Origin of the sequence: Veillonella parvula, assembly GCF_036456085.1 — a bacterium.
GTDB lineage: Bacteria > Bacillota > Negativicutes > Veillonellales > Veillonellaceae > Veillonella > Veillonella parvula_E.
Map to the genome: position 1 here is coordinate 639,206 of NZ_CP138632.1, position 21,319 is coordinate 660,524.

Sequence of the window (21,319 nt, forward strand, 5' to 3'; positions counted from 1 at the left end):
GCTATCCTTCTGTTTCCGAAACTTCTTGATGTAAGGCTTCTATCGATTCTACACCAGCACTTCTCAAAAATTCATCAGTCGTGCCATATAGAATCGGTCTACCTACAGTATCCTTATGACCTAATTCAGCTATAAGAGATCGAGTTAATAATTGTTTTATAATTTTATCGCTATTTACACCGCGCACCTCTTCGATTTCAGCCTTTGTAATAGGCTGCTTATAGGCGATAACAGCTAATGTTTCCATAGCCGCATTAGATAATTTATCTTCTCTTTTACGAATATGCCCAACATAATCAGCACATTCAACAGCGCTTACTAATTCAACACCAGCTCCAGATATACGTATTCGAATACCTCGATTCTGTTCTTCTAGTTCTCGTTGTAATTCTTCTATATATTTTTGTGTCGCCTCTGTGGAAAGCCCAAACACTTCTGCTAACATATCTATCGATATAGGCTTTGCCGATGAAAACAAAACGGCTTCTAAATGCATCGTTGGTAAGCTCATATGGCCCCCTTTCTACACGGCCCTCTCTAAGGTAGCAGTGAATATAATATCATCATCTTCATAGCGCATTTCCATAACTTGTTGTTTTAATAATTCTAAAACAGCCATAAAGATAGTTACCATACCACTTTTCGTATCAATTGCTACTAATAACTCCCTAAAATATAGACATTCGCCACGATGTATACGACTAGACAAGGATATAATCATGTCCTCTAAACTATACGTATCCTTTTCAACCTTTACCTCACGAATTGTCTCTTCTTCTGGTAACTCTTTAGCCCGTTTTATAGTTTGATAAAAAATTTGATATAACTGTGAAAGTTCCAAATTATATACACTATCTAATCCAAGCACACTCGTTTCTTCAGGACGACTAAATATATTCGCAGATACAGCGGTACGCTCCATTAATAGAGATGTAATATCCTTAATTTTCTTAAATTCTACTAATTTTGCTACCAACTCGTCACGTGGATCCTCTGCTTCATCAGGCTCAGGTTCAGCCTTAGGTAATAACATGCGTGATTTAATCTGTAATAAGGTAGATGCCATAACAAGAAATTCACTACTATAATGAATATCAAAATGGTTCCAATTGTCTAGATATGCCAAGTATTGACTCGTTATTTCAACGATAGGAATATCGGTAATTTCTATTTTATGTTTTTCAATGAGATGCAAGAGCAGATCAAGGGGACCTTCAAAAACGTCCAACTTGTAGTTATAATCTCCCATAAAACCCAATCCTCAGAAAAAATGTTTTTAACTATATAATTATAAAGCATTTATAGTAGTACTTTCAAATAATTGTTTTTTTTACACTCATCTGCTATCTTTATTATTGTAATTATTTTATATTAAAAAAAGATACGTTATTGTGTATTCCTTTTAGAGAGGATTTATTATGTCATCGAGTGTGAGGCAAATTGGGCGAAATCCAATTTTTCGCTTTGGTATTATAGGTATTGTTTTATATATCATCTTATTTTTAATTTATGAGCCCATAACCTTAGGGCTTGATGTAGAGGATATTACGATTTTAGCTGTACCAACAATTGTAGGTACCTTTTTATTTCAATATTTTATGGGGTGTACCGTTTTCCACAGGCCTTTTTTAGGGTATGGCCTAGTCGGAATCTTATGGGCACTTACCTTTCCTCTTTTATTCCATTGGTCCTATGTGAAGCCATTATACTTCTATGAATTTGCTAATGATTTTTTATTTGGCTTATTAATTTTCATGGGATTATCAGGCATTCAGTTTTTACTGAACCAAACAAATCGCTTCCATAAAACAACATCCTTAATCATGGCTATCATTTCCATGATCTTGAGCTTAATACCATTCTTACAAATTGGCTATTACATGACTACTTGGCATTGCTTAACGCCAGCCAGTCTGCTAGCCGTATATATGACCAATCCAGAAGAAGCATTTGGTTTTTTAAAGAATGCAGCTGGAATACCTGGTCTTATAACAATAAGTATTGGTCTTATCTTATGGACTTATTTATTGTACTGGTCTAACTTAGGGATGAAAGCAGTAGTAAACTTAAATACTACACGCCCTATGCGCTCAGCTATGCTTATCGCATCCCTTGTAGCTTTTTTAGTATATGTACCATTCTTTTTGTTCCCACAAACCTGTATTGTGGCGAACTGGATTGCTGCAGGCGATTATGTAAAACAAATGCAACAATATAATGATAATCACCACTTAGTATTTGATTCCTTTAATTTAGACACAAAGGAAACAGCGGTGAACAAAACACCTGGTACTATTATTCTAGTCATTGGAGAATCTAGTTCTCGAGATTATATGAAAGTATATAATCCAAACTTCCCATATGACGATACTCCATGGCAAGGCAATATGCGTTCGGACAATAAAGACTTTGTCTTCTTTGATAATGCCTATTCATCGTACGTACAAACAGTACCAACCTTGGAGCGTGCACTATCTGAACGAAATCAATATGATGATAAACCATTTCTTGATTCAGCCAATATCTTAGATATTGCTAAAAAAGCGGGATACACGACTTCTTGGTTTAGCAATCAAGGTGTATTCGGTGAATATGATACAGCTATTTCATTAATGGCTAAGACTGCAGACACAACAAAATGGGCCCATGAATCTTATGCATTCTCAGATCGATATGATGAAGCTCTATTGCCATTATTAGAAACTGTAGATCCTACCAAAAACAACTTTATCGTTATACATATTATGGGTAGTCATATTTATTACAATGACCGTTACCCTCATGAATTTAGCAAGTGGAAACAAGGTCCGTATCCTGATGGTCAAGAAGCATATGCTAACAGCCAATTATACACAGACTGGTTATTACAACAAATTTACAATTATGGCAAAGACAAATTAAACTTACAAGCCATGGTGTATTTCTCCGATCACGGTGAAAGTTTAGACAAATCGCATAACCCTGATACATTTGATTTTGTTATGACACATATTCCATTCTGGGTATACCTATCTCCACAATATCGCTCAACCTATCCACAGACTGCTGAGGTACTTGCAAAACACGAGCATCAATTCTTTACTAATGATTTGCTATACGATACATTAGTTGGTCTCATGCATGCTCCAAGTCAACGATATGATGCAACACGAGATTTTAGTAATGCTCAATATCGATTTAATCTACATAACTTAACTACATTACTTGGTGAACAACCATTAGCAAATGATCCTGTTAATGCAAACAAGTAGTCTTTAATTAATATTGTAGCCATTATTTTTCTATTATATTGAGTTATTTTACTAGTAAAATAACTTGATATAATCAAAAAGAGATGAGTTAAACTCATCTCTTTTTTTTTGCAAGTAAAAGCTCTATATCATTTTCAGTATAAATTGTTATATTCTTTTCAAGTAGAGCCTCTACAGTACATCCATGGCCATTTTTCATTGTTCTAGTAAAAGTTCCATCATAAATGCGCTTATATCCACAGCTAGGACTTTTCGCCTTCATCAAAGCTTGCTTGCAACCATATTTTAGTGCAATATCAACTGTTAATTGAGCACCTCTTACAAACTCATCGGTAACATCAGCTCCATTAACAGTACATATACGTTCACCCTGCCGCTCCGCAGGATCACGAGGCGTACTAAGTCCCCCTAACACTTCCGGACATACAGGTACTAATTCATAATATTCCTTTAGAGCCTCTATCGTTTCTATATAATTGTCTTTGCCATCATATCGACAAGGTACACCAAATAGGCATTCACTAATTAATAACTTAGGTTTCTTATTCATAGATTTATCTATCTCTTATATATTTATACGTAACTTATAGTAATAATTTTCACAAATCGTTTTAATTGTATATAAGAAAAAAGACTAACCCTAAGTTAGTCTTAATTGGTGCCGAGGACCGGAATCGAACCGGTACGGTTGTTTCCAACCGACGGATTTTAAGTCCGTTGCGTCTGCCTGTTCCGCCACCCCGGCATGGGTAACGATTGTGGAGGCGGCACCCAGAATCGAACTGGGGAATAAAGGTTTTGCAGACCTCTGCCTTACCGCTTGGCTATGCCGCCATATAAAATTGGAGCGGGAAACGAGATTCGAACTCGCGACCCCCGCCTTGGCAAGGCGGTGCTCTACCGCTGAGCTATTCCCGCATATAAATGGTGCCTCAGGACAGAATCGAACTGTCGACACACGGATTTTCAGTCCGTTGCTCTACCAACTGAGCTACCGAGGCATAAATGGCGACCCCGATCAGATTTGAACTGACGATCTTCGCCGTGACAGGGCGACATGTTAACCGCTACACCACGGGGCCGTAACCAAAGTACTTGCTTAGTATATCGGTTATCAGGACTTTTGTCAACACTATACTACAATATTTTTAATAAATTCTTCCTCATTTTTTAATATGGTAGATTCCCTATGTCCTGGCTCAACAATCAAATCCTTGGACAAAGTTAAAAGATATTTCAAACTCTTAATCAAATCAGCTGGATCACTTTTATAATTATCTGTATTTCCCACATTTTGCTTAAATAAGGTATCACCAGTAAATAGATACCCTTCAATTTCTAAACAAACCGATCCCGCACTATGCCCAGGTGTATGATGAACTAATATATCAAAAGGATCTAAATTTAATTGCCCCTCTACTAAATCATTACAATGTGTATACATTTTTTTCTTATATACACTTGGTCTCCGTCGAATTAACTGTAACAACTCTTGATCTAAAGGATGTAAATAAGCGGGAATATTATAATGTGTACACACTTCATCCAAGGCTGACACATGATCACAATGACCATGTGTCAATAAAACTGCTATGGGTTCAGAATCTGCAACCATATCAATAATATGGTTACAATGAAAGCCCGGATCAATAATTATAGATTTTCCCTCTTTGATAAGCACATAACAATTTGCTTTATAAAGCCCTAGAGGACGTTTTATAACTTCCATATAGTTCCCGCCCTCCTATAGAATACGATATCGTTTAGGAACCTCTTTTTTAATAAAATACCCTTCCCAAAACTGAGGGTGAAGCATAACTAAAATCGTAAATAACTCCAAACGACCTAGTAACATGTCTACAATAGCAATACATTTAGCAGTATCCGGCATAACATTAAAGGAATCAGTAGGACCAAAGCCACCAAACCCTAGTCCTACATTGCTAAGAAAGGCCGTAACCACTTGCATAGAATCATATGTATTAAGACCAGTACAAGTCATTAGAAAAACAGATATCACATAAATCATTAAATATAAAAATAAAAATTGATGTGTCATCTGGATCCATTTAGTAGGCATCGGTTTGCCATTAATACGTACTACTTGAACCATATCAGGATGAATTGATTTTCGCAGATAAATTATAGAACTCTTAATCAAAATAATAAGTCGTATAATTTTTACACCGCCCGTTGTAGAACCACTACAACCACCAAAAAATGTACAAATAAATAACATCATCTGTGCTGCAGCAGGCCACAAATCATAATCACTAATAGCAAAACCACTACCAGTTTGAAGCGAAACTAAATTAAAGGCAGCATTTCTAACAATCTCTAAAGGACTAGAATAGCTAGATTGTAATGCTAGAGATATTGATACAATAGCAATACCAATAAACACTACAAGCCAGTACATACGTGTTTCAAAATCATTAATTAAAACGCGAATTCCTTTTTGAAGTGCATTGTAATACACAGAGAAATTGCCACCAGCAAGAAACATAAAGAATATAAATACGAAACAAATATAATTACTTTGTTCATAAATAAAAGCCCCTGCTGATGTCGGTGCAAATCCACCTGTGGCAATAATAGAAAAGGCATAGTTTAACGCATCAAAAGGTTCAATGCCGCCAGCCCACAGCATAAGAAAGCAAAGAGCAGTAAAGGCAATATACAACTGCCAAAGCTTGGTGGCCATTGATTGAATACGTGGCATTACAACGCCAGGCTTTGGTACAGATGCCTCTGCATTAAAGAAATGTGCTGCATCTGCTCCTAAATTCTTTAAAAATGATAAGATAAGGACGATGATCCCCATCCCTCCAACCCAGTGCATAAGACCACGCCACAATACAAATGTGTTTGGTAACGCATCAACACTATAAATAATAGTTGCACCAGTTGCAGTAATACCCGAAGTGGCTTCAAATAAAGCATCAAAAACATTAGTCAATATGCCACTCCCCAAAAAAGGTAAAGCCCCCAAAATAACCGTGAATATCCAAGTAGAGGATACAACTAAGAACCCATCACGAATACTAAAGCTTTGACTTTCACAACCGTAATAAGATAAAAGCGTCCCCAAAACTAAAGAAAGGCTTGTAGTTATAAGGAATGACCAATATGCAGTTTCAAATACAACACTGTATATAAAAGGGATTAAAGTAAAAACCCCAAATATATAGAGTAGTCGACCCACTAAGGACATAACGATTTGAATTCGCATAGCCCCTCCTTACTAAGTAAGATATTTAAGCAATTTGCTTACCGATTCAGGTAATGTAAAGAGAACGATATGATCACCATCTAAAATTTGAGTATTACCACGAGGTACGATAGCTTCATTTTCCCGTAAAATTACACCTACTAAGGCCTTCCCAGGTAAACGTATATCTTTCAATTGTTTACCTGCCACAGGCGATTCATTGGTAATTTCAATTTCGATAGATTCGGCTTTACCACCTTCAAAGGTGGAAATAGATACAACCCCTTCTCCACTTCGTACAAAGCGCAAAATTTGACTTGCTGTTAATAAACGTGGAGAAAATACAACGTCAATACCTACTTGCTCCATCAGCATAATATATTCTGGCCGTCCCACACGAACAACGGTTTTTGGGATGCCCATATGCTTACCTACGAGTGCTACTAGTAAATTAAGTTTATCGTCATCAGTTAGAGCAATAATTACATCACTATCAGCAATTTCCTCAGCTTCAAGCAAATCAAAATCAGTGCCATCTCCATTGATAACCATAGCTTTATCCACTTGATTTGCCAGGTTCTCACAACGGTCAAAGTCTTTTTCAATAACCTTCACAGAAAAACCAGCTTTTTCTAGTAATACAGTTAAGTTCCGACCTAAGAGACCTGCCCCAATAATGACAGCCCGTTTATAGAATGTATTATAATTATGGAACCAAAGGTTCTCCACTTCAGAAACGGACTCTTTCAAACCTAGGAAAAATACACTATCATCAGCCTGTAATCGACTTTCACCATGAGGAATAATCATTTCACCATAGCGTAAAATACCAACTAACAGAACACCTTCAGGAAAGCGAATCTCTTTTAATGGCTGTCCTAATAGAGGAAATTCATTATTCAATTTGAATTCCATAAGGCGCACAGCACCCTGTCCGAACTCCTCAACATCTATAGCTGATGGTGTTTCTAAAATTCGTAATAACTCTTGAGCTGTAACCATTTCAGGATTGATGAAGAGATCAACACCTAATTGAGCTCGTATCTCCTCATCCATATGTTCCGCCACACTATTATCGCGAACGCGTGCAATAGTCGTAGGAACACCTTTTATTTTTGCTACCGAACAGGATAGCATATTAACCTCATCTGAATCAGTAACAGCAATAAACATACCAACATCAGACATATCGATTTCATTCAATAATTGAACATCACTGCCATTCCCTAGAACTAGACTAACATCTAACGTATTTTCAAGATTATGAATGCGTTCTGGAGAACGGTCGATGACATATACATCATGATCATCTTGAATAAGTCGTTGTGCTAATGAATAACCAACCTTACCAGCACCTACAATGACTATTTTCATTGACTTTATTCCTCATCTTGGGACTCATTATTAGCAGGCGGTGTCCACTGCCGACCTATGTCGGTAAGTAATGTCCACCCCTCCTCTTGAACAATCTTTTTCTCTTTCATTAAATGCCCCAAAGCACGTTTGAAGGCAGATTTGCTAATGTTAAATTTATCTTTAATCAACATAGCAGAAGATTCATCACTATAAGGCATCTTACCCCCACGATTTAACAGGTACCCCATGATAATATCTCCATCTGAAACAAGAGCCTTTTCCTTTGTAGGACGCATAGAGACATTAACGCGACCATCATCACGTTTGAAAGTAATACGGCCTTCAATCATTTCCCCTACTTTTAACTTTCTCGTCATTTCGGAACGATGCAAAAAGGCAATCCAACGCTCAGGGGTAATAAAAAAAGCCCCCTCACTAGTTAAATTATAGATTGCCCCCTTTACAAGTTGTCCTACCATAGCTTCTGTTGCAGCTTTAGAAGCACGACGCATTTCATCATCTACATCCATGGATACCGCCAAACGACCGGATTTATCAGTATATAGACGAACCCATACTTTTTCACCTACCTGAGGTCTACCACGCATCTCCGCATGAGGCATAAAGATACCACGTTCTGTACCTACCTCAACAAAACAACCAAAATTTGTAGTATTGATAACCTCAACATAACCAATTTGGCCAACCTTCATGGCTGGTAGACGCATAGAGGCAGTTAAACGACCTTTTGGATCTCGATATAAAAAAACCTCGACTTCATCTCCGATAGCCACAGGAGCAATTTGTTGATCTTTATGAAGCAATATATCATCATTAGTATTGCCAGTTTGACCATCTAAAAAAGCACCTTGATCACTAGTACGCAACACTTTTAATGTGGCAATTGTATTTTCCAACAATTCTGTAGCCATATTATACTCCTTCAAATGGAACTCGACCAGCATCATTCCACAATTCTTCTAGACTGTAGAATTCACGCAATTCATCACCACCAAAGACATGACAAATTATATCGCCAAAATCCAATAAGATCCATTCACCTTCACGATAACCTTCTCTATGCTGTACTGTTATACCTAATTCGGCTGCTTTATCTTCCATTTCATCAGCAATACTTTGAGATTGCTTACTATTATTTGCACTAACAATTAAGAAATAGTCGCCTAACATAGAAATTCCTTCTAAATCAAGAATCTCAATATCTCTCCCCTTTTTATCAAATGCAGCTTGTGCAAGCTCTAATACGATTTGTTTAATATCTTCTTTCTTTTTCATTATTTAGCCTCTTATCTTATCGCTTACTACCGCTCTCCTCACCAGGTTCTGTTGGCTTTGTAATAGTGCCACCATTATGTTCTGATTCAGGTGCAACCTTCGACGTACTATTAGTTGGTGCAGATATAAATTGTGTCATTTCATTAGCTGGCAAATTACCCATTGTTATCCCTACTAAACGTTGAGCTTCCGTAGGGTTTACCTTCCAATAAGTCGTTTCACCTATAAGCTCTTTTTCTCCAGGAAGAATATAGAAATGAATTTCTTCCTTATTAATTTTGCTCGCATTGTATACCAACTTAATAGCATCTAAAGTAGAAATATTACTATCATAATGATCCCAAATACGCCAAATATGCCATGCATTTGTTAAGAAAAATGCATTATGTTCTTGTTCCACCCACAATTTTAGGAATCTTTCTTGTCGTTGCACACGAGTAAAGGTATCGTGTTTAGGATCTGAATATCGTAAATACGCTAAGGCATTATTACTATCTAAAGTTTGGTAACCACGTCGCAAATCAATATCTATATTGCCTTCTGCATCAATATGTTCCATCGGTTGTTCTACATAAATTTGCTGATTTCCTAACACATCATTAGTTTTCTTGAAGGCAGTTTGATTAACTACTACATAGTACGGGATTGAAATATGGAACATATCCTCAATAACAGCTTTAGTAAGTTCAATGCCTCCTTTTTCATAAATACTATTTAACATAGTCGCATCGGTTTGATCACGATTATCGATTTTACTATTACTTGGAATGCCGATAACGTCCATCGTTTTTTGATCAAGGTTTACAGATAATAGGAATAGACTATCACCTTGACTAGGATTATTGTCATCAGTGCCGATAACCAAAATATATAAAGGTTTATCTAAGCCTTTTTGCTCTACTGATACAGTATTTGCGTCCTGTTTATTTCCACTATCTGTCACGGCTTCAGTAGCTTCAGTAGTTCCTACAATTGCTCTATATGCATAAGATACACCACTATATATGCCATACCCTATCCCACCGAGCAAAGTGAAAACTACAACAATAGCCAAAATAACTCTAGGCCACTTCACAGATGGCTTTTGTTGACGTCTTTTTCTACGTCGGCGAGCTCTTGCACGTTCACGTTCGTCCATATAAAAACTCCATTATTTACAAGATTTTAATACATCATTACGACCAAGAATGGTCAAAGGATAAATTGAAAGATGTTGCTCAATAAGGTGGTTAATAGTATTGTCAAAACCAAGCAATACAGCCTTATTTAGATCTTTTTTAGCCACATTTCGAAGTTCATCAACACCTGGAAAATCACGATTGGGTTCAATATAATCTGCTAAGAATATAACTTTATCTAATTTAGACATTCCCACCTTACCAGTTGTATGAACACGAATAGCTTCTAAAATCTCTGAATCGGTTATAGAGAACTCAAGTTTAGCTCGAATCATACCTGCTAATCCATGTAAAAGATTACCATTGGCTAATAATTTTTCATCAGCTTTGTAATTATTCTCCTTCACCAAATCTTGCATCTCTTTCAAAGGCATTTCTTTAGCACAATCATGTAGCAATGCCGCTAATCGTGCTTTTTCTACATCAACATTATAAAGTTTAGCCAACTGAGTTGCGGATTCAACAACACCTAGAGTATGCTTAAAACGTTTTTTCCCCATCCATTGGCTTACCCTATGTTGTATTTCATCAAACGATAACATCATTTATTCCTTCCCATATATATGGTTTTCTTCTATATAATCCACTACACATTTAGGCAACATATAACGAACGGTCTTTCCAGACCGTAAGCGCTCTCGTAAATACGTAGCAGACAATTTCATTTCAGGCACTTCCATAACATGTATTTTTTCACGTGCTTTAGATCCTAACTCATCCAAAGTAGAATCAATAGCACTTGATCCATCTGGCCTAGTAGCTCCAATAAAATGAACCTCATCTATAAGTTCATCTATAAATTTCCAAGTCGGTAATGCACGAATAGTATCAGTCCCTGCAATAAAGTAAAATTCAACAGTAGGACCATATAGTTTTTTAAAATATTGAATCGTATCAACGGTATACGAAGGGCCTTCTCGGCGCATCTCTACATCAGAAATTTCAAAAGTTGGATTATCCGAAACTGCGGCCGCCGTCATAGCATAGCGATGATGACTATCAATCACATCATGTTGCTTATGTGGTGGAATACGAGCAGGTACAAAGATAACCTTTTCTAAATTAAAGCTTTCACAAGCCACCTCTGCAATCATTAGATGACCTAAATGAATGGGATTAAATGTTCCACCAATTATACCTATACGACGTTTATCTACCATAATGTGGTCACTCCCTTAATGACAATGACACAAATAATGATGAATATGAGCAATGCTTTTATATAGGATATCCATTCATATCGTCCCTTTGGTGTTTGAATGTATCTATAGTATGCCCTTAAAAAATAATATAATTTCTTCACGTCCGTACTTGGCCTTCTCCAAATACAAAATATTTATAAGATGTTAGAGCCTGTAACCCCATAGGACCTCGAGCATGGAGTTTTTGTGTACTAATGCCAATCTCAGCACCAAAGCCAAACTCAAAGCCATCTGTAAAACGTGTAGATGCATTATGATACACAGTAGAGCAATCCACTAAATTCATAAACACATTAGCACGCATAGGTTCATCTGTGATAATAGCCTCAGAGTGATGTGTAGTATACCGATTCACATGATCAATAGCTTCTTCAAGATTTTCAACGATACGCACATTTAAGTCCATATCATTGTATTCTGTGCTGAAAGACTCTTCTGTTAGAGGAATTGTATTTACCATATATTGAGCTACAGCCTCATCACCATGAATACGAACACCATATTCTAGTAGTGCTATATTAAGGCGTGGTAAAAACTCTCTAGCCACAGCTTGATGAACTAGTAAGGTTTCCATAGAGTTACATACAGATGGACGTTGGACTTTAGCATTGACTGCAATTTCTAAAGCCATCTCTAAATCAGCAAATTCATCAACAAAGGTATGACATACACCGCTACCAGTTTCAATAACAGGGATACTACTATCTTCTACAACACGACGAATAAGTCCAGCACCCCCACGTGGAATGATTACATCAATATATTCCCGTTGTTGTAAAAGTACTCCAACCAGATCTCGATCAAGCACCTCAACGAGTTGAATAGAGTCACCATTAATACCTAACGACTCTAAGGTATTCCGCATGATAGACACGATGATTTGATTCGTGTGAAATGCCTCCTTACCACCTCGTAAAATTGTAGCATTTGCTGTCTTTAAACAAAGAACACCTGCATCTATGGTTACATTAGGACGGGCTTCAAAGATAATACCAATTACACCAAAAGGTACGGATCGCTTTTCAATAATCAAACCATTAGGACGAGTGATTGTTTCTATAATGGAACCTACAGGACTTTCAAGAGCAGCCACTTGACGCACCCCTTCTGCCATTAAAGCAATGCGACTAGGTGTCAAAGTCAATCGATCTATCATAGTTCGAGGTAAATTATAGTCAACAGATTTTTCTAGGTCTAACTCATTAGCCGCCATAATTTCATCTGTTTGTGCTTCTACAGCATCAGCAATTGCTAACAATGCAGAATCTAAAGTTTCTTGGTCGAGTTGGGCTAATTCAAAAGATGCCGTTTTAGCTCTCTGGCCCATATCTTTACAAATTTTTTCATACTGGTTCATAGGATTTCCTCAGTGTAATAAAACTAGATTATTACGATGTACAGCCTCATCATAGGTCGTATTAATACCCAGAATCTCGGCTATATCATTTGTATTGTGACCTTTAATCGCCTTCATATCATCAATACTATAATTAATAAGTCCACGACCAATTTCCTTATGATCATGATAAATGGAAATTGTATCACCAGGTCCAAAAGTCCCCTCTACTTCAATAATACCAGCGGGCAGAATGCTAGCACCCTTATCTAAAACAGCGCGAGCACACCCGTCATCAATCGTAATGGAGCCTTTTAATCGTTTACCAAAAGCTAACCAATGATGTTTACCAGATAAACTTGCATCATGGGCTTCAAAGAGTGTCCCAATTTGTTCACCCTTACATACACGACGAACAGAATCCTCTACTTCACCTGAGGTAATAACCATTGGTACACCAGAATTTGTTGCCATATGAGCAGCTTTAATTTTTGTATACATACCACCCGTTCCCATATTAGAACCAGCACCACCTGCAATAGCATAGGTTTCATCGTTAATTTCAGAAACAGTTTCTATCAAAGTAGCATCTGGATTAGTGGCTGGGTTAGCTGTATATAAGCCTTCAATATCTGACAAAATGATAAGTAAATCTGCATCTACAATACCTGCAACAGTAGCAGATAATGTATCGTTATCACCGATTTTAAATTCTTCGATAGCAACCACGTCATTTTCATTAATAATAGGAATAACGTTAAGTTGCAATAAAGTATGTAATGTATTACGCAAGTTAAGATAACTATGTCGTCCAGTACTATCCTCTTTCGTTAAAAGAATTTGCCCTACGGTTCGACCATATTCTCGAAACATGCGCTCGTACATATGAATGAGAATACCTTGACCTACTGCAGCAGCTGCTTGTTTTAATACGAGATCTCTAGGCTTTTCTTTAAAGCCTAAAGGGGCAAGACCTGCACCAGTAGCACCAGAGGAAACAAGAATAATCTCTTTACCTTGGTTAGCCAAATCTGATAATTGGCGCACTAATCTTTCAATACGCTCCAAATTTAAATGTCCGTTAGTGTAACAAAGCGTACTGCTACCAACTTTGACTACAATTCGTTTTGCATTAACGATGGCGCTGCGCATAGACTAACCTCCTAAGGTTGAAATTCTTAACTACGATGTATACAAATTTTTATGATCTACTAGATATAAAATTATTTTGGCAAAATGATTTTAGGTTCTTTTTTAGCTTTATATAAAACACCATTAAAACCAATCACTTGAACTAGTTCAGCGCCAAGCATATCTGCTAAGTCTTGAAAAATTGTCTTATCTTCAGGACTATTATTATGTAATTTAACCTTAATAAGCTCACGTGCTGTAATCGCTGCACGAGCACTATCTATAACGCTATCCTCTAAACCATTTTTACCAATTTGGACAACCGGTGGTATTGTAGCCGCCAATGAACGTAAATACCGTTTTTGTTTTCCTGTCATTATTACTCCTACTCTTGGAAAGTAAAGCGCTGATCGCCGATTACAACTTCATCACCGTCTTTACAGCCTTTTTCCTTCAATTTTGCATCAAGCTCCATAAAGCGCCAAATGCGTTGAAATCTACGAAGAGATTGATCATCGTCAAGATTTGTCATAGCTACTAATCGTTCAATACGTTTACCAGTAATGTAGAAAGCAGCATCATCACCACGAGTAATGACAAATTCTACATCTTGTTTTGCTTCGTATACAACTGTGTCATCATTTGCTTCAGGCTCTGGTTCGTAGTTTTCTACATAGTAGTAAGCTCGTTCCATAAGCTCTGACAAACCTTCACCACTTAAGGCGTTAATGAGAAATACTTCATAGCCTTTATCTTCAAAATATTTTTTTGTTTCGGGAATCGTCGTGTCATCAAAGACCATATCGATCTTATTGAGAGCTACAATTTGTTTCTTATTAGCCAATTTTTCAGAGTATTTACGTAACTCTTCATTAATCGCATCAAAGTCGACCTTAGGGTCTCGGCCTTCCATACCAGATACATCTAGAACATGAATTAAAATATTCGTACGTTCAACATGACGTAGAAAATTGTGACCTAAACCTACACCTTCACTAGCCCCTTCAATAAGGCCCGGAATATCGGCCAAAACAAAGCTACGATCTCCAGAAATTGTAACTACCCCAAGTACTGGTGTTAGTGTAGTAAAGTGATATGCTGCCACCTCTGGTTGAGCTTTAGATACTTTTCGCAAAATACTAGATTTACCAACAGATGGATAACCTAATAAACCTACATCAGCTAATACTTTAAGCTCTAATTGTAACCAGAATTCTTCACCAGGTTCACCCTTTTCTGCAAAGGTTGGTGCACGGTTAGCACTAGTTTGGAATCGAGCATTGCCACGGCCGCCACGACCACCTTTGGCAATAACAAAGGTATCGCCATCGTTGACAAGATCGCAAAAGATTTTTCCTGTTTCCTCATCTTTAATTACTGTACCCAATGGAACTGGAATGATAAGAGGATCGGAACCTCGACCGTGCTTATTAGAGCTTTCACCATTACCGCCAGCTGGTGCCTTAAACTGACGTTTATATCTAAAGTCTACAAGCGTATTAATATTCTTGTCAGCTTTAAAAACAACATCCGCACCTTTACCACCATCACCACCACTAGGGCCGCCATTTGGAACGTATTTTTCTCGACGGAAGCTGGACATACCATCCCCACCGTCACCAGCTTTAACAAAGACGCGCGCTCTATCTATAAACATAATTTAACTCCTATGCATTATTGCTGTAATAGCTCTAATGCTTTTTTAATTTGAATATCATCTAATGTACTAGATGGATGTACACCTTTTGGTAAATCGATTTCTACATCAGGTTTAATACCTGTTCCATCAATAACACGATCACTTGGCGTGTGGTACTTAGCAATAGTTACTTTAATTCCTTCATCATCTAAACTAGGGAAAATAGTTTGAACGGTACCTTTACCATATGTATTAGTACCTACGATAGTGCCTAATTTACGATCTTGAACAGCCCCTGCTATGATTTCTGATGCACTAGCAGAGCCCTTATTAACTAAAACAACCAATGGCATAGCTACATCAGGTCCATCTGACTTATAAGTATCCTTTTTACCTGATCGATTTTGTACTGTTACGAGTGTACCTGGAGGCATAATATAGTTAGATATCTTTTCAGTAGTAGATAATAAACCGCCTGGATTATCTCGTAGGTCCAAGACAAGAGCCTTCATACCTTGAGATTGAAGCTCTTTATATTGAGTGGCAAAATCTTCTGCGGTATTTTCTGCAAACTGACTAATACGAATATATCCAACTGTGCTAGTAAGCATTTTACTTTTAACAGTAGGCAAAACTATGGATTCACGAGTGATATCAAAATGCAACTTTTCACCATTACGTTCAATATCTAGAGATACAGTAGTACCAGCTTCGCCACGAATACGAGAAGATGCTTCCTCTACCGGAATTTCAGTAGTGGATTGTCCATCGATAGCAATAATGTGGTCTCCAGGTTTAATTCCAGCTTTAAAAGCTGGTTGGTCTTCCATTACGCTAACTGCATATAGACCTTTATCATCAGTACCAAGGACCATACCAACACCAGCATATGTTGCAGATGTTTGCATTTTCATAGATTTATATTCTTCTGCATTTAAATAAACACTATGCGGTTCTCCCAAAGAGTCAATTAACCCCTTTAGCATACCATCATAAAGGGTAGTTTTAGCCATAGGTGTCATAAAAACTTGACTCGCAGTATAATAGGCTATAAATAATCTTGGTAGCCCCCAGAATGAACCGGAAAGATACCAAAATGTAAGCCACATAATAACAATGCCAGAGCCTATATATTTCAATAGACTCCATAACACTGTACGTGTATCAAATTTCATATTATAAATATCCCATAGGATCCACAGGATCCCCACTTATACGAACTTCAAAATGTACATGTGGCCCTGTACTATTACCTGTGCTACCAGCATAGGCAATAACTTGACCCTTACCTACATCTTGCCCTTCAGAGACAGCAAGTTCAGAATTATGTCCATAAAGAGTAGACATGCCATTACCATGATCGATAACTACGGCATAACCATAGCCACCCATCCAACCCGACCAAGCAACAGTACCACCATCTGCAGCATGAACAGGTGTACCTTCATCAACACCAATATCAATGCCAGAATGATAAATTGTAGTGCCCCAAATCGGATGTGTACGATAGCCATATGGAGAGGTAATTTCACCACTTACAGGCCACCCAAGTTGACCAGACCCTTGTACCCAAGAGTAAGTTGGTGAAGATTGTTGAGCCGCTGCTGCAGCACGAGCAGCGGCACGCTCTGCTTGACGTGCTTTCAATAACGCTGTAATCTGTGCAGAAGATGCATTTAATTCTTCTACTGCTTGCATTGCTGTAGCACGATCATTTTGAGCCTTTTGAAGAACTACCTCACGTTCTTTCTTCTTTTGCTCTATTTCAGCTCGTTTTGCCGCAGCTGCTTTTTCAAGCTCAACTAGTTTTGCGCGAGACTGTTCTAGTGCTTGCTTTCGAGCCGCTATTTCAGCGCGCTCTTTTTTGATTTCCTCAATTAATTTAATATCAGAATCAATAATTCGTTTTAAAATTTCTAAACGATTAGCAAAGTCTGTAAAATCTTTAGATCCAATAACTACATCTAAGTAACTTAAACGACCATTAATATAAATATCACGTACACGCTTATAAAATACGGCTTCTCGCCCTTCTAGTCGCTTTTGTGCTTCAGCAAGTAATTTTTCATTCACTGTAATATCATTTTCAACAGCTATACGTTGTTGTTGAATAGAATCCAATTGTTGCTGAGCCTGACGTAATTGTTCTTCGATTTGACGTAACTGTTCGGATACACTGACTATTACAGTTTCAGCATCTGCCTTTTTAGCATTTTGTTGATTAACTTGTTGTTGAATTGAATCAAGTTGATTTGTTAAATCTTCGTCCTCTGCAACGATGTATAATGGTGTTCCCAATACCACTATACCAGTCAAAATTGCCGCTACGAAGCGAGATTTAAATATACTATTATTCATAAACATTACACCTTCATGTATTGTTTCAAAGAAATAGTACTACCAATAGCACCTACTACTATGCCGCCACCTAAGATATAAAGGGCTACATCATAGAAGAATGGGAACATTGGTACTAAAGGGAAGAATGCTAATGATTCAGAAACTTCCATTGTGATGAAGTGATAAAATTCACCAACGCAAAGAACGGCAATGATAGCACCAATTAAGCCTAACAACATGCCTTCAATCAAAAATGGCCAACGAATAAATCCATTAGTAGCACCTACATATTTCATGATTGCAATTTCTTTACGACGTGCGAATACAGTCAACCGAATTGTATTTGAAATGATGAATAGTGTTGCAGCTGCTAGGAAAGCAATCAATACAATCCCACCAATACGAATTACTTGCGTAATGCGGAAAAGCTCTTCTACAATATCTTGACCATAGTGTGTACTTTCTACGCCTTGGAATGTCGTAGCTAATTTTGCAGTTGCTTTTACATCGCTAGGATTATCAAAGGTTAACACATATGAGTTAGGCAACGGATTTACATCACCTAAAGCATTCACCAATTGTTGCTGATCACCAAGGCGTTCTTTGAACTCCTTCATAGCTTGCTCTTTATTAACAAATTCTAAATGCTTTAAGTTAGGTATAGCCTTAATTTGCTTTCCTACTGCCATAATTTGATCAGTTGTTAAGCCATCCTTTAAGTAAATACTTAACTGTACTTGATTTTCTAGACTGGATGCCATGTTATTCAAATTAATGACACCACAAAGGAATACACCGAGCATAAATAAGGATAAAGCCACTGTAGAAATGGACGCTAATGTCATAAGTCCATTACGTTTCATAGACTTCAGTGCTTCTTTAAAATAGTATTTTATCGTTCTAGGCTTCATTAATTTCTGCACCTCTCATATTATCACTTTGAACACGGCCGTCTTTTAAACGAATAACGCGTTTATTCAAGTATGAAACAAGATCCATATTATGGGTAACCATAATAACGGTAGTGCCGAAATTGTTAATATGCTTAAACAATTCAACAATATCCTTACTAGTATCAGGATCAAGGTTACCAGTAGGTTCATCAGCAATTAATACTGTTGGGCGATTAACAATTGCACGCGCAATAGCAACACGTTGTTGTTCCCCGCCAGAAAGATCCTCTGGTAAATCATTAGCCTTCTCAGATAAACCAACAAGGTCTAATACATGACTCACCTTTTCTTTAATAATTTTTGGTTTTTCTTCAATAACTTCAAGAGCAAAAGCAATATTCTCTGCTACCGTTTTATTAGGCAATAATCGGAAGTCTTGGAATACAACGCCAAGCTTTCTCCGCAATTTAGGAATTTTACTGCGCTTCATACGCGTAACATCAAAGTCATCAACAATGACAGTACCAGCATCTGGCACTACCTCATGTGTTAATAACTTAAATAATGTTGATTTCCCTGCACCACTGTGACCACAAACGAGAACAAATTCACCATCGTTAATGGTTAAACACACATCGTCTAATGCAACAGAACCATTATCATAGACTTTACTAACATTCTTAAATTCAATCATGGGATCCCCTTTGATTATTTACGAGCGATTACACGTTTTACGGCTTCTACAATATCATTGGCAGTTAAGCCATACTTTGCCATTAGTTCTTTTGGTGTTCCACTCTCCCCAAATGTATCTTGGACACCAACGAATTCCATAGGTACAGGCTTATTAGATACTACTACTTCAGATACAGCAGAACCGAGGCCACCAATAATATTATGTTCTTCAGCTGTAACGATAGCACCAGTTTCCGCAGCGGCTTTTATAATTGCTTCAGCATCAATAGGTTTAATAGATGCCATATTAATAACACGTGCAGATATATTAGATTCAGATAAAGTTTTAGATGCCTCTACAGCAGGTCCAACTAATGCACCACAAGCAATAATTGTAACATCAGAACCATCTACCAAAATAGTAGATTTACCTGGCACAAATGAGTAGCCTTCTGTTGTTACATCATCTACACCAGCACGCCCCAAACGAACGTATACTGGGCCGTTATAAGATGCAGCCCATTCGATAACAGCCTCTGTTTCACGCTCATCAGCAGGCACCACTACAGTCATATTTGGCAATGTACGCATACAGGAAATATCCTCTAAACTTTGGTGCGTTGCACCATCCTCACCAACAGTAATGCCCGCATGTGTAGCACATACTTTCACGTTTAATTTAGGATAGCATACAGCATTGCGAATTTGTTCAAATGCACGTCCTGTAGCAAACATGGAGAAAGATGATACAAATGGAATCTTACCTGCCGCTGCAAGTCCAGCACCAACAGAAATCAAGTTTTGCTCTGCAATACCTACGTTAAAGAAACGTTCCGGGCACACAGCTTTAAATGTATCTGTTTTAGTAGATTTGGATAAATCCGCATCTAGTACGATAATATTAGTATTCTCTTTACCAATGCGAGCTAGCGCATTACCATATGCTTCACGTGTTGCTTTACCCATTATTGCACCCCCATAATTTCATTAACAAAGGCTACACCTTGCTCTTCACTTGGTGCTTTACCATGCCAGCCTGCTTGACCTTCCATCTCTTCAACGCCTTTACCCTTTACAGTATGCATGATAATACATGTTGGGCCTTCTGTGAAAGCTTTCGCAGTTTCAATAGCATTATGAAGCTCATCAAGGTCATGACCATTAACTTCAATAACATTCCAATTGAAAGCTTTGAACTTTTCTGGAATTGGTAATGGAGAAAGAACTTTAGTAATATCACCATCAATTTGAAGACCGTTAAAATCGACAAAAGCTGTCAAATTATTCAGTTTATAAAAGCCAGCAAACATTGCAGCTTCCCACACTTGACCTTCTTCAAGCTCACCATCACCAAGAATAGAGTATACACGGTAATCTGCATTATCAATTTTGCCTGCCAATGCCATACCACAAGCCGCAGAAATGCCTTGTCCTAAAGAACCTGTAGACATATCTACACCTGGTGTGTGTTTCATATCAGGATGGCCTTGTAACATATGATTAATTTTACGTAAGTTCAAGAGTTCTTCTTTAGGGAAATAACCTTTTTCAGCCAATGTAGCGTATAGTGCAGGCGCTGCATGACCTTTAGAAAGGACAAAACGATCTCTATTAGGAGCTTTTGGATTTGCTGGATCTACATTCATCTCAACATAGTACAACAAGGCCATCACATCGGCGATAGATAATGAACCACCTGGGTGACCGGATTTCGCTGCCGTTACAGACTGTACAATACCAACGCGAATAGCTTTTGCCTTCTCTTGAACTAATTGTTTAACATCTTGTGTTAATGTAGCCATAGAGACCTC

22 protein-coding genes and 5 tRNA genes are annotated in these 21,319 nt (G+C 37.6%); 1 reads left to right on the forward strand and 26 read right to left on the reverse strand.

From position 1 onward, the window contains the following. Position 1: 1 nt before the first annotated feature. Both scpB and PK1910_RS03100 read right to left on the reverse strand, forming a co-directional pair. Positions 2-511 carry an SMC-Scp complex subunit ScpB gene (scpB, locus tag PK1910_RS03095; protein WP_004693207.1) on the reverse strand — a complete coding sequence of 170 codons (510 nt, stop codon included), beginning with the start codon at positions 509-511 and terminating at the stop codon, positions 2-4. A 12-nt stretch (positions 512-523) separates the two neighbouring features. Then, positions 524-1,249 carry a segregation and condensation protein A gene (locus PK1910_RS03100; protein WP_024061798.1) on the reverse strand — a complete coding sequence of 242 codons (726 nt, stop codon included), beginning with the start codon at positions 1,247-1,249 and terminating at the stop codon, positions 524-526. 169 nt (positions 1,250-1,418) lie between these two features. Here PK1910_RS03100 and PK1910_RS03105 point away from each other — a divergent pair, with 169 nt between their 5' ends. Continuing rightward, positions 1,419-3,251: a phosphoethanolamine transferase gene (locus PK1910_RS03105; RefSeq protein ID WP_024061797.1), complete on the forward strand. Its 1,833-nt coding sequence runs from the start codon at positions 1,419-1,421 to the stop codon at positions 3,249-3,251. Positions 3,252-3,345: 94 nt separating this feature from the next. On the opposite strand, the gene PK1910_RS03110 is transcribed toward PK1910_RS03105, so the two are convergent. From PK1910_RS03110 to PK1910_RS03225, 24 genes are all read right to left on the reverse strand, one after another. Further along, positions 3,346-3,801, reverse strand: a complete 456-nt coding sequence (locus PK1910_RS03110) for a 2-thiouracil desulfurase family protein (protein ID WP_120054741.1) — start codon at positions 3,799-3,801, stop codon at positions 3,346-3,348. Positions 3,802-3,907: 106 nt separating this feature from the next. Further along, positions 3,908-3,996: transfer RNA gene (locus PK1910_RS03115), tRNA-Leu, on the reverse strand. Positions 3,997-4,010: 14 nt separating this feature from the next. Next, a tRNA-Cys gene (locus tag PK1910_RS03120) sits at positions 4,011-4,085 on the reverse strand. A gap of 9 nt (positions 4,086-4,094) precedes the next feature. Next, positions 4,095-4,169 (reverse strand) — tRNA-Gly (locus PK1910_RS03125). Between the two features lie 7 nt (positions 4,170-4,176). Next, positions 4,177-4,252 (reverse strand) — tRNA-Phe (locus tag PK1910_RS03130). 5 nt (positions 4,253-4,257) lie between these two features. Continuing rightward, a tRNA-Asp gene (locus PK1910_RS03135) sits at positions 4,258-4,333 on the reverse strand. Positions 4,334-4,383: 50 nt separating this feature from the next. Next, positions 4,384-4,980, reverse strand: a complete 597-nt coding sequence (locus PK1910_RS03140; protein WP_021148086.1) for an MBL fold metallo-hydrolase — start codon at positions 4,978-4,980, stop codon at positions 4,384-4,386. Positions 4,981-4,995: 15 nt separating this feature from the next. Then, positions 4,996-6,483, reverse strand: a complete 1,488-nt coding sequence (locus PK1910_RS03145) for a TrkH family potassium uptake protein (protein ID WP_120054740.1) — start codon at positions 6,481-6,483, stop codon at positions 4,996-4,998. 12 nt (positions 6,484-6,495) lie between these two features. Next, complete coding sequence (trkA, locus tag PK1910_RS03150; protein ID WP_008713810.1) at positions 6,496-7,836, reverse strand: Trk system potassium transporter TrkA; 1,341 nt, start codon at positions 7,834-7,836, stop codon at positions 6,496-6,498. A gap of 5 nt (positions 7,837-7,841) precedes the next feature. Beyond that, positions 7,842-8,750, reverse strand: a complete 909-nt coding sequence (locus PK1910_RS03155; protein WP_024061794.1) for a CvfB family protein — start codon at positions 8,748-8,750, stop codon at positions 7,842-7,844. Position 8,751: 1 nt separating this feature from the next. Then, positions 8,752-9,114, reverse strand: coding sequence for a ribosome silencing factor (gene rsfS, locus PK1910_RS03160; RefSeq protein WP_021148083.1), 363 nt, complete (start codon positions 9,112-9,114; stop codon positions 8,752-8,754). A gap of 16 nt (positions 9,115-9,130) precedes the next feature. Further along, positions 9,131-10,252 (reverse strand): LCP family protein, encoded by a 1,122-nt coding sequence (locus tag PK1910_RS03165; RefSeq protein WP_021148082.1) that lies wholly within the window; start codon positions 10,250-10,252, stop codon positions 9,131-9,133. Positions 10,253-10,264: 12 nt separating this feature from the next. Beyond that, positions 10,265-10,834 (reverse strand): bis(5'-nucleosyl)-tetraphosphatase (symmetrical) YqeK, encoded by a 570-nt coding sequence (gene yqeK, locus PK1910_RS03170; RefSeq protein WP_287511239.1) that lies wholly within the window; start codon positions 10,832-10,834, stop codon positions 10,265-10,267. 3 nt (positions 10,835-10,837) lie between these two features. Then, complete coding sequence (nadD, locus tag PK1910_RS03175; RefSeq protein ID WP_331299430.1) at positions 10,838-11,452, reverse strand: nicotinate-nucleotide adenylyltransferase; 615 nt, start codon at positions 11,450-11,452, stop codon at positions 10,838-10,840. Positions 11,453-11,591: 139 nt separating this feature from the next. Continuing rightward, on the reverse strand, positions 11,592-12,851 hold the full coding sequence (locus tag PK1910_RS03180; protein WP_004697040.1) for a glutamate-5-semialdehyde dehydrogenase: 1,260 nt from the start codon (positions 12,849-12,851) through the stop codon (positions 11,592-11,594). Positions 12,852-12,860: 9 nt separating this feature from the next. Beyond that, complete coding sequence (gene proB, locus PK1910_RS03185) at positions 12,861-13,982, reverse strand: glutamate 5-kinase (RefSeq protein WP_004693178.1); 1,122 nt, start codon at positions 13,980-13,982, stop codon at positions 12,861-12,863. Between the two features lie 71 nt (positions 13,983-14,053). Further along, complete coding sequence (yhbY, locus tag PK1910_RS03190) at positions 14,054-14,338, reverse strand: ribosome assembly RNA-binding protein YhbY (protein ID WP_004693176.1); 285 nt, start codon at positions 14,336-14,338, stop codon at positions 14,054-14,056. A gap of 8 nt (positions 14,339-14,346) precedes the next feature. Next, positions 14,347-15,618: a GTPase ObgE gene (gene obgE, locus PK1910_RS03195; protein ID WP_004693173.1), complete on the reverse strand. Its 1,272-nt coding sequence runs from the start codon at positions 15,616-15,618 to the stop codon at positions 14,347-14,349. Between the two features lie 17 nt (positions 15,619-15,635). Next, positions 15,636-16,775 (reverse strand): S41 family peptidase, encoded by a 1,140-nt coding sequence (locus tag PK1910_RS03200; protein ID WP_008600791.1) that lies wholly within the window; start codon positions 16,773-16,775, stop codon positions 15,636-15,638. A 1-nt stretch (position 16,776) separates the two neighbouring features. Next, the gene (locus PK1910_RS03205; RefSeq protein WP_004693169.1) at positions 16,777-17,958 is read right to left on the reverse strand and encodes a murein hydrolase activator EnvC family protein; all 1,182 of its coding nucleotides are present in this window, start codon (positions 17,956-17,958) and stop codon (positions 16,777-16,779) included. Positions 17,959-17,963: 5 nt separating this feature from the next. Beyond that, positions 17,964-18,851: a permease-like cell division protein FtsX gene (gene ftsX, locus PK1910_RS03210; RefSeq protein ID WP_004693167.1), complete on the reverse strand. Its 888-nt coding sequence runs from the start codon at positions 18,849-18,851 to the stop codon at positions 17,964-17,966. Continuing rightward, complete coding sequence (gene ftsE / locus PK1910_RS03215; RefSeq protein ID WP_004693165.1) at positions 18,841-19,527, reverse strand: cell division ATP-binding protein FtsE; 687 nt, start codon at positions 19,525-19,527, stop codon at positions 18,841-18,843. Before ftsE ends, ftsX begins: the two co-directional genes overlap by 11 nt. A 14-nt stretch (positions 19,528-19,541) precedes the next feature. After that, positions 19,542-20,474 (reverse strand): transketolase family protein, encoded by a 933-nt coding sequence (locus PK1910_RS03220; RefSeq protein WP_004697368.1) that lies wholly within the window; start codon positions 20,472-20,474, stop codon positions 19,542-19,544. Further along, entirely contained in the window at positions 20,474-21,310 is an 837-nt protein-coding gene (locus PK1910_RS03225) for a transketolase (RefSeq protein WP_012864276.1), read from the reverse strand. The genes PK1910_RS03220 and PK1910_RS03225 overlap by 1 nt, the downstream gene beginning before the upstream one ends. Between the last annotated feature and the right edge of the window lie 9 nt (positions 21,311-21,319).

Coding starts and splice junctions, on each gene's coding strand:
- PK1910_RS03205 (WP_004693169.1), bottom strand. CDS start 17,958: ATGAATAATAGTATATTTAAATCTCGCTTCGTAGCGGCAATTTTGACT.
- PK1910_RS03110 (WP_120054741.1), bottom strand. CDS start 3,801: ATGAATAAGAAACCTAAGTTATTAATTAGTGAATGCCTATTTGGTGTA.
- PK1910_RS03155 (WP_024061794.1), bottom strand. CDS start 8,750: ATGGCTACAGAATTGTTGGAAAATACAATTGCCACATTAAAAGTGTTG.
- ftsE (WP_004693165.1), bottom strand. CDS start 19,527: ATGATTGAATTTAAGAATGTTAGTAAAGTCTATGATAATGGTTCTGTT.
- yhbY (WP_004693176.1), bottom strand. CDS start 14,338: ATGACAGGAAAACAAAAACGGTATTTACGTTCATTGGCGGCTACAATA.
- PK1910_RS03165 (WP_021148082.1), bottom strand. CDS start 10,252: ATGGACGAACGTGAACGTGCAAGAGCTCGCCGACGTAGAAAAAGACGT.
- nadD (WP_331299430.1), bottom strand. CDS start 11,452: ATGGTAGATAAACGTCGTATAGGTATAATTGGTGGAACATTTAATCCC.
- proB (WP_004693178.1), bottom strand. CDS start 13,982: ATGCGCAGCGCCATCGTTAATGCAAAACGAATTGTAGTCAAAGTTGGT.
- PK1910_RS03140 (WP_021148086.1), bottom strand. CDS start 4,980: ATGGAAGTTATAAAACGTCCTCTAGGGCTTTATAAAGCAAATTGTTAT.
- PK1910_RS03180 (WP_004697040.1), bottom strand. CDS start 12,851: ATGAACCAGTATGAAAAAATTTGTAAAGATATGGGCCAGAGAGCTAAA.
- ftsX (WP_004693167.1), bottom strand. CDS start 18,851: ATGAAGCCTAGAACGATAAAATACTATTTTAAAGAAGCACTGAAGTCT.
- PK1910_RS03105 (WP_024061797.1), top strand. CDS start 1,419: ATGTCATCGAGTGTGAGGCAAATTGGGCGAAATCCAATTTTTCGCTTT.
- PK1910_RS03145 (WP_120054740.1), bottom strand. CDS start 6,483: ATGCGAATTCAAATCGTTATGTCCTTAGTGGGTCGACTACTCTATATA.
- PK1910_RS03200 (WP_008600791.1), bottom strand. CDS start 16,775: ATGAAATTTGATACACGTACAGTGTTATGGAGTCTATTGAAATATATA.
- trkA (WP_008713810.1), bottom strand. CDS start 7,836: ATGAAAATAGTCATTGTAGGTGCTGGTAAGGTTGGTTATTCATTAGCA.
- PK1910_RS03220 (WP_004697368.1), bottom strand. CDS start 20,474: ATGGGTAAAGCAACACGTGAAGCATATGGTAATGCGCTAGCTCGCATT.
- rsfS (WP_021148083.1), bottom strand. CDS start 9,114: ATGAAAAAGAAAGAAGATATTAAACAAATCGTATTAGAGCTTGCACAA.
- obgE (WP_004693173.1), bottom strand. CDS start 15,618: ATGTTTATAGATAGAGCGCGCGTCTTTGTTAAAGCTGGTGACGGTGGG.
- scpB (WP_004693207.1), bottom strand. CDS start 511: ATGAGCTTACCAACGATGCATTTAGAAGCCGTTTTGTTTTCATCGGCA.
- PK1910_RS03100 (WP_024061798.1), bottom strand. CDS start 1,249: ATGGGAGATTATAACTACAAGTTGGACGTTTTTGAAGGTCCCCTTGAT.
- PK1910_RS03225 (WP_012864276.1), bottom strand. CDS start 21,310: ATGGCTACATTAACACAAGATGTTAAACAATTAGTTCAAGAGAAGGCA.
- yqeK (WP_287511239.1), bottom strand. CDS start 10,834: ATGTTATCGTTTGATGAAATACAACATAGGGTAAGCCAATGGATGGGG.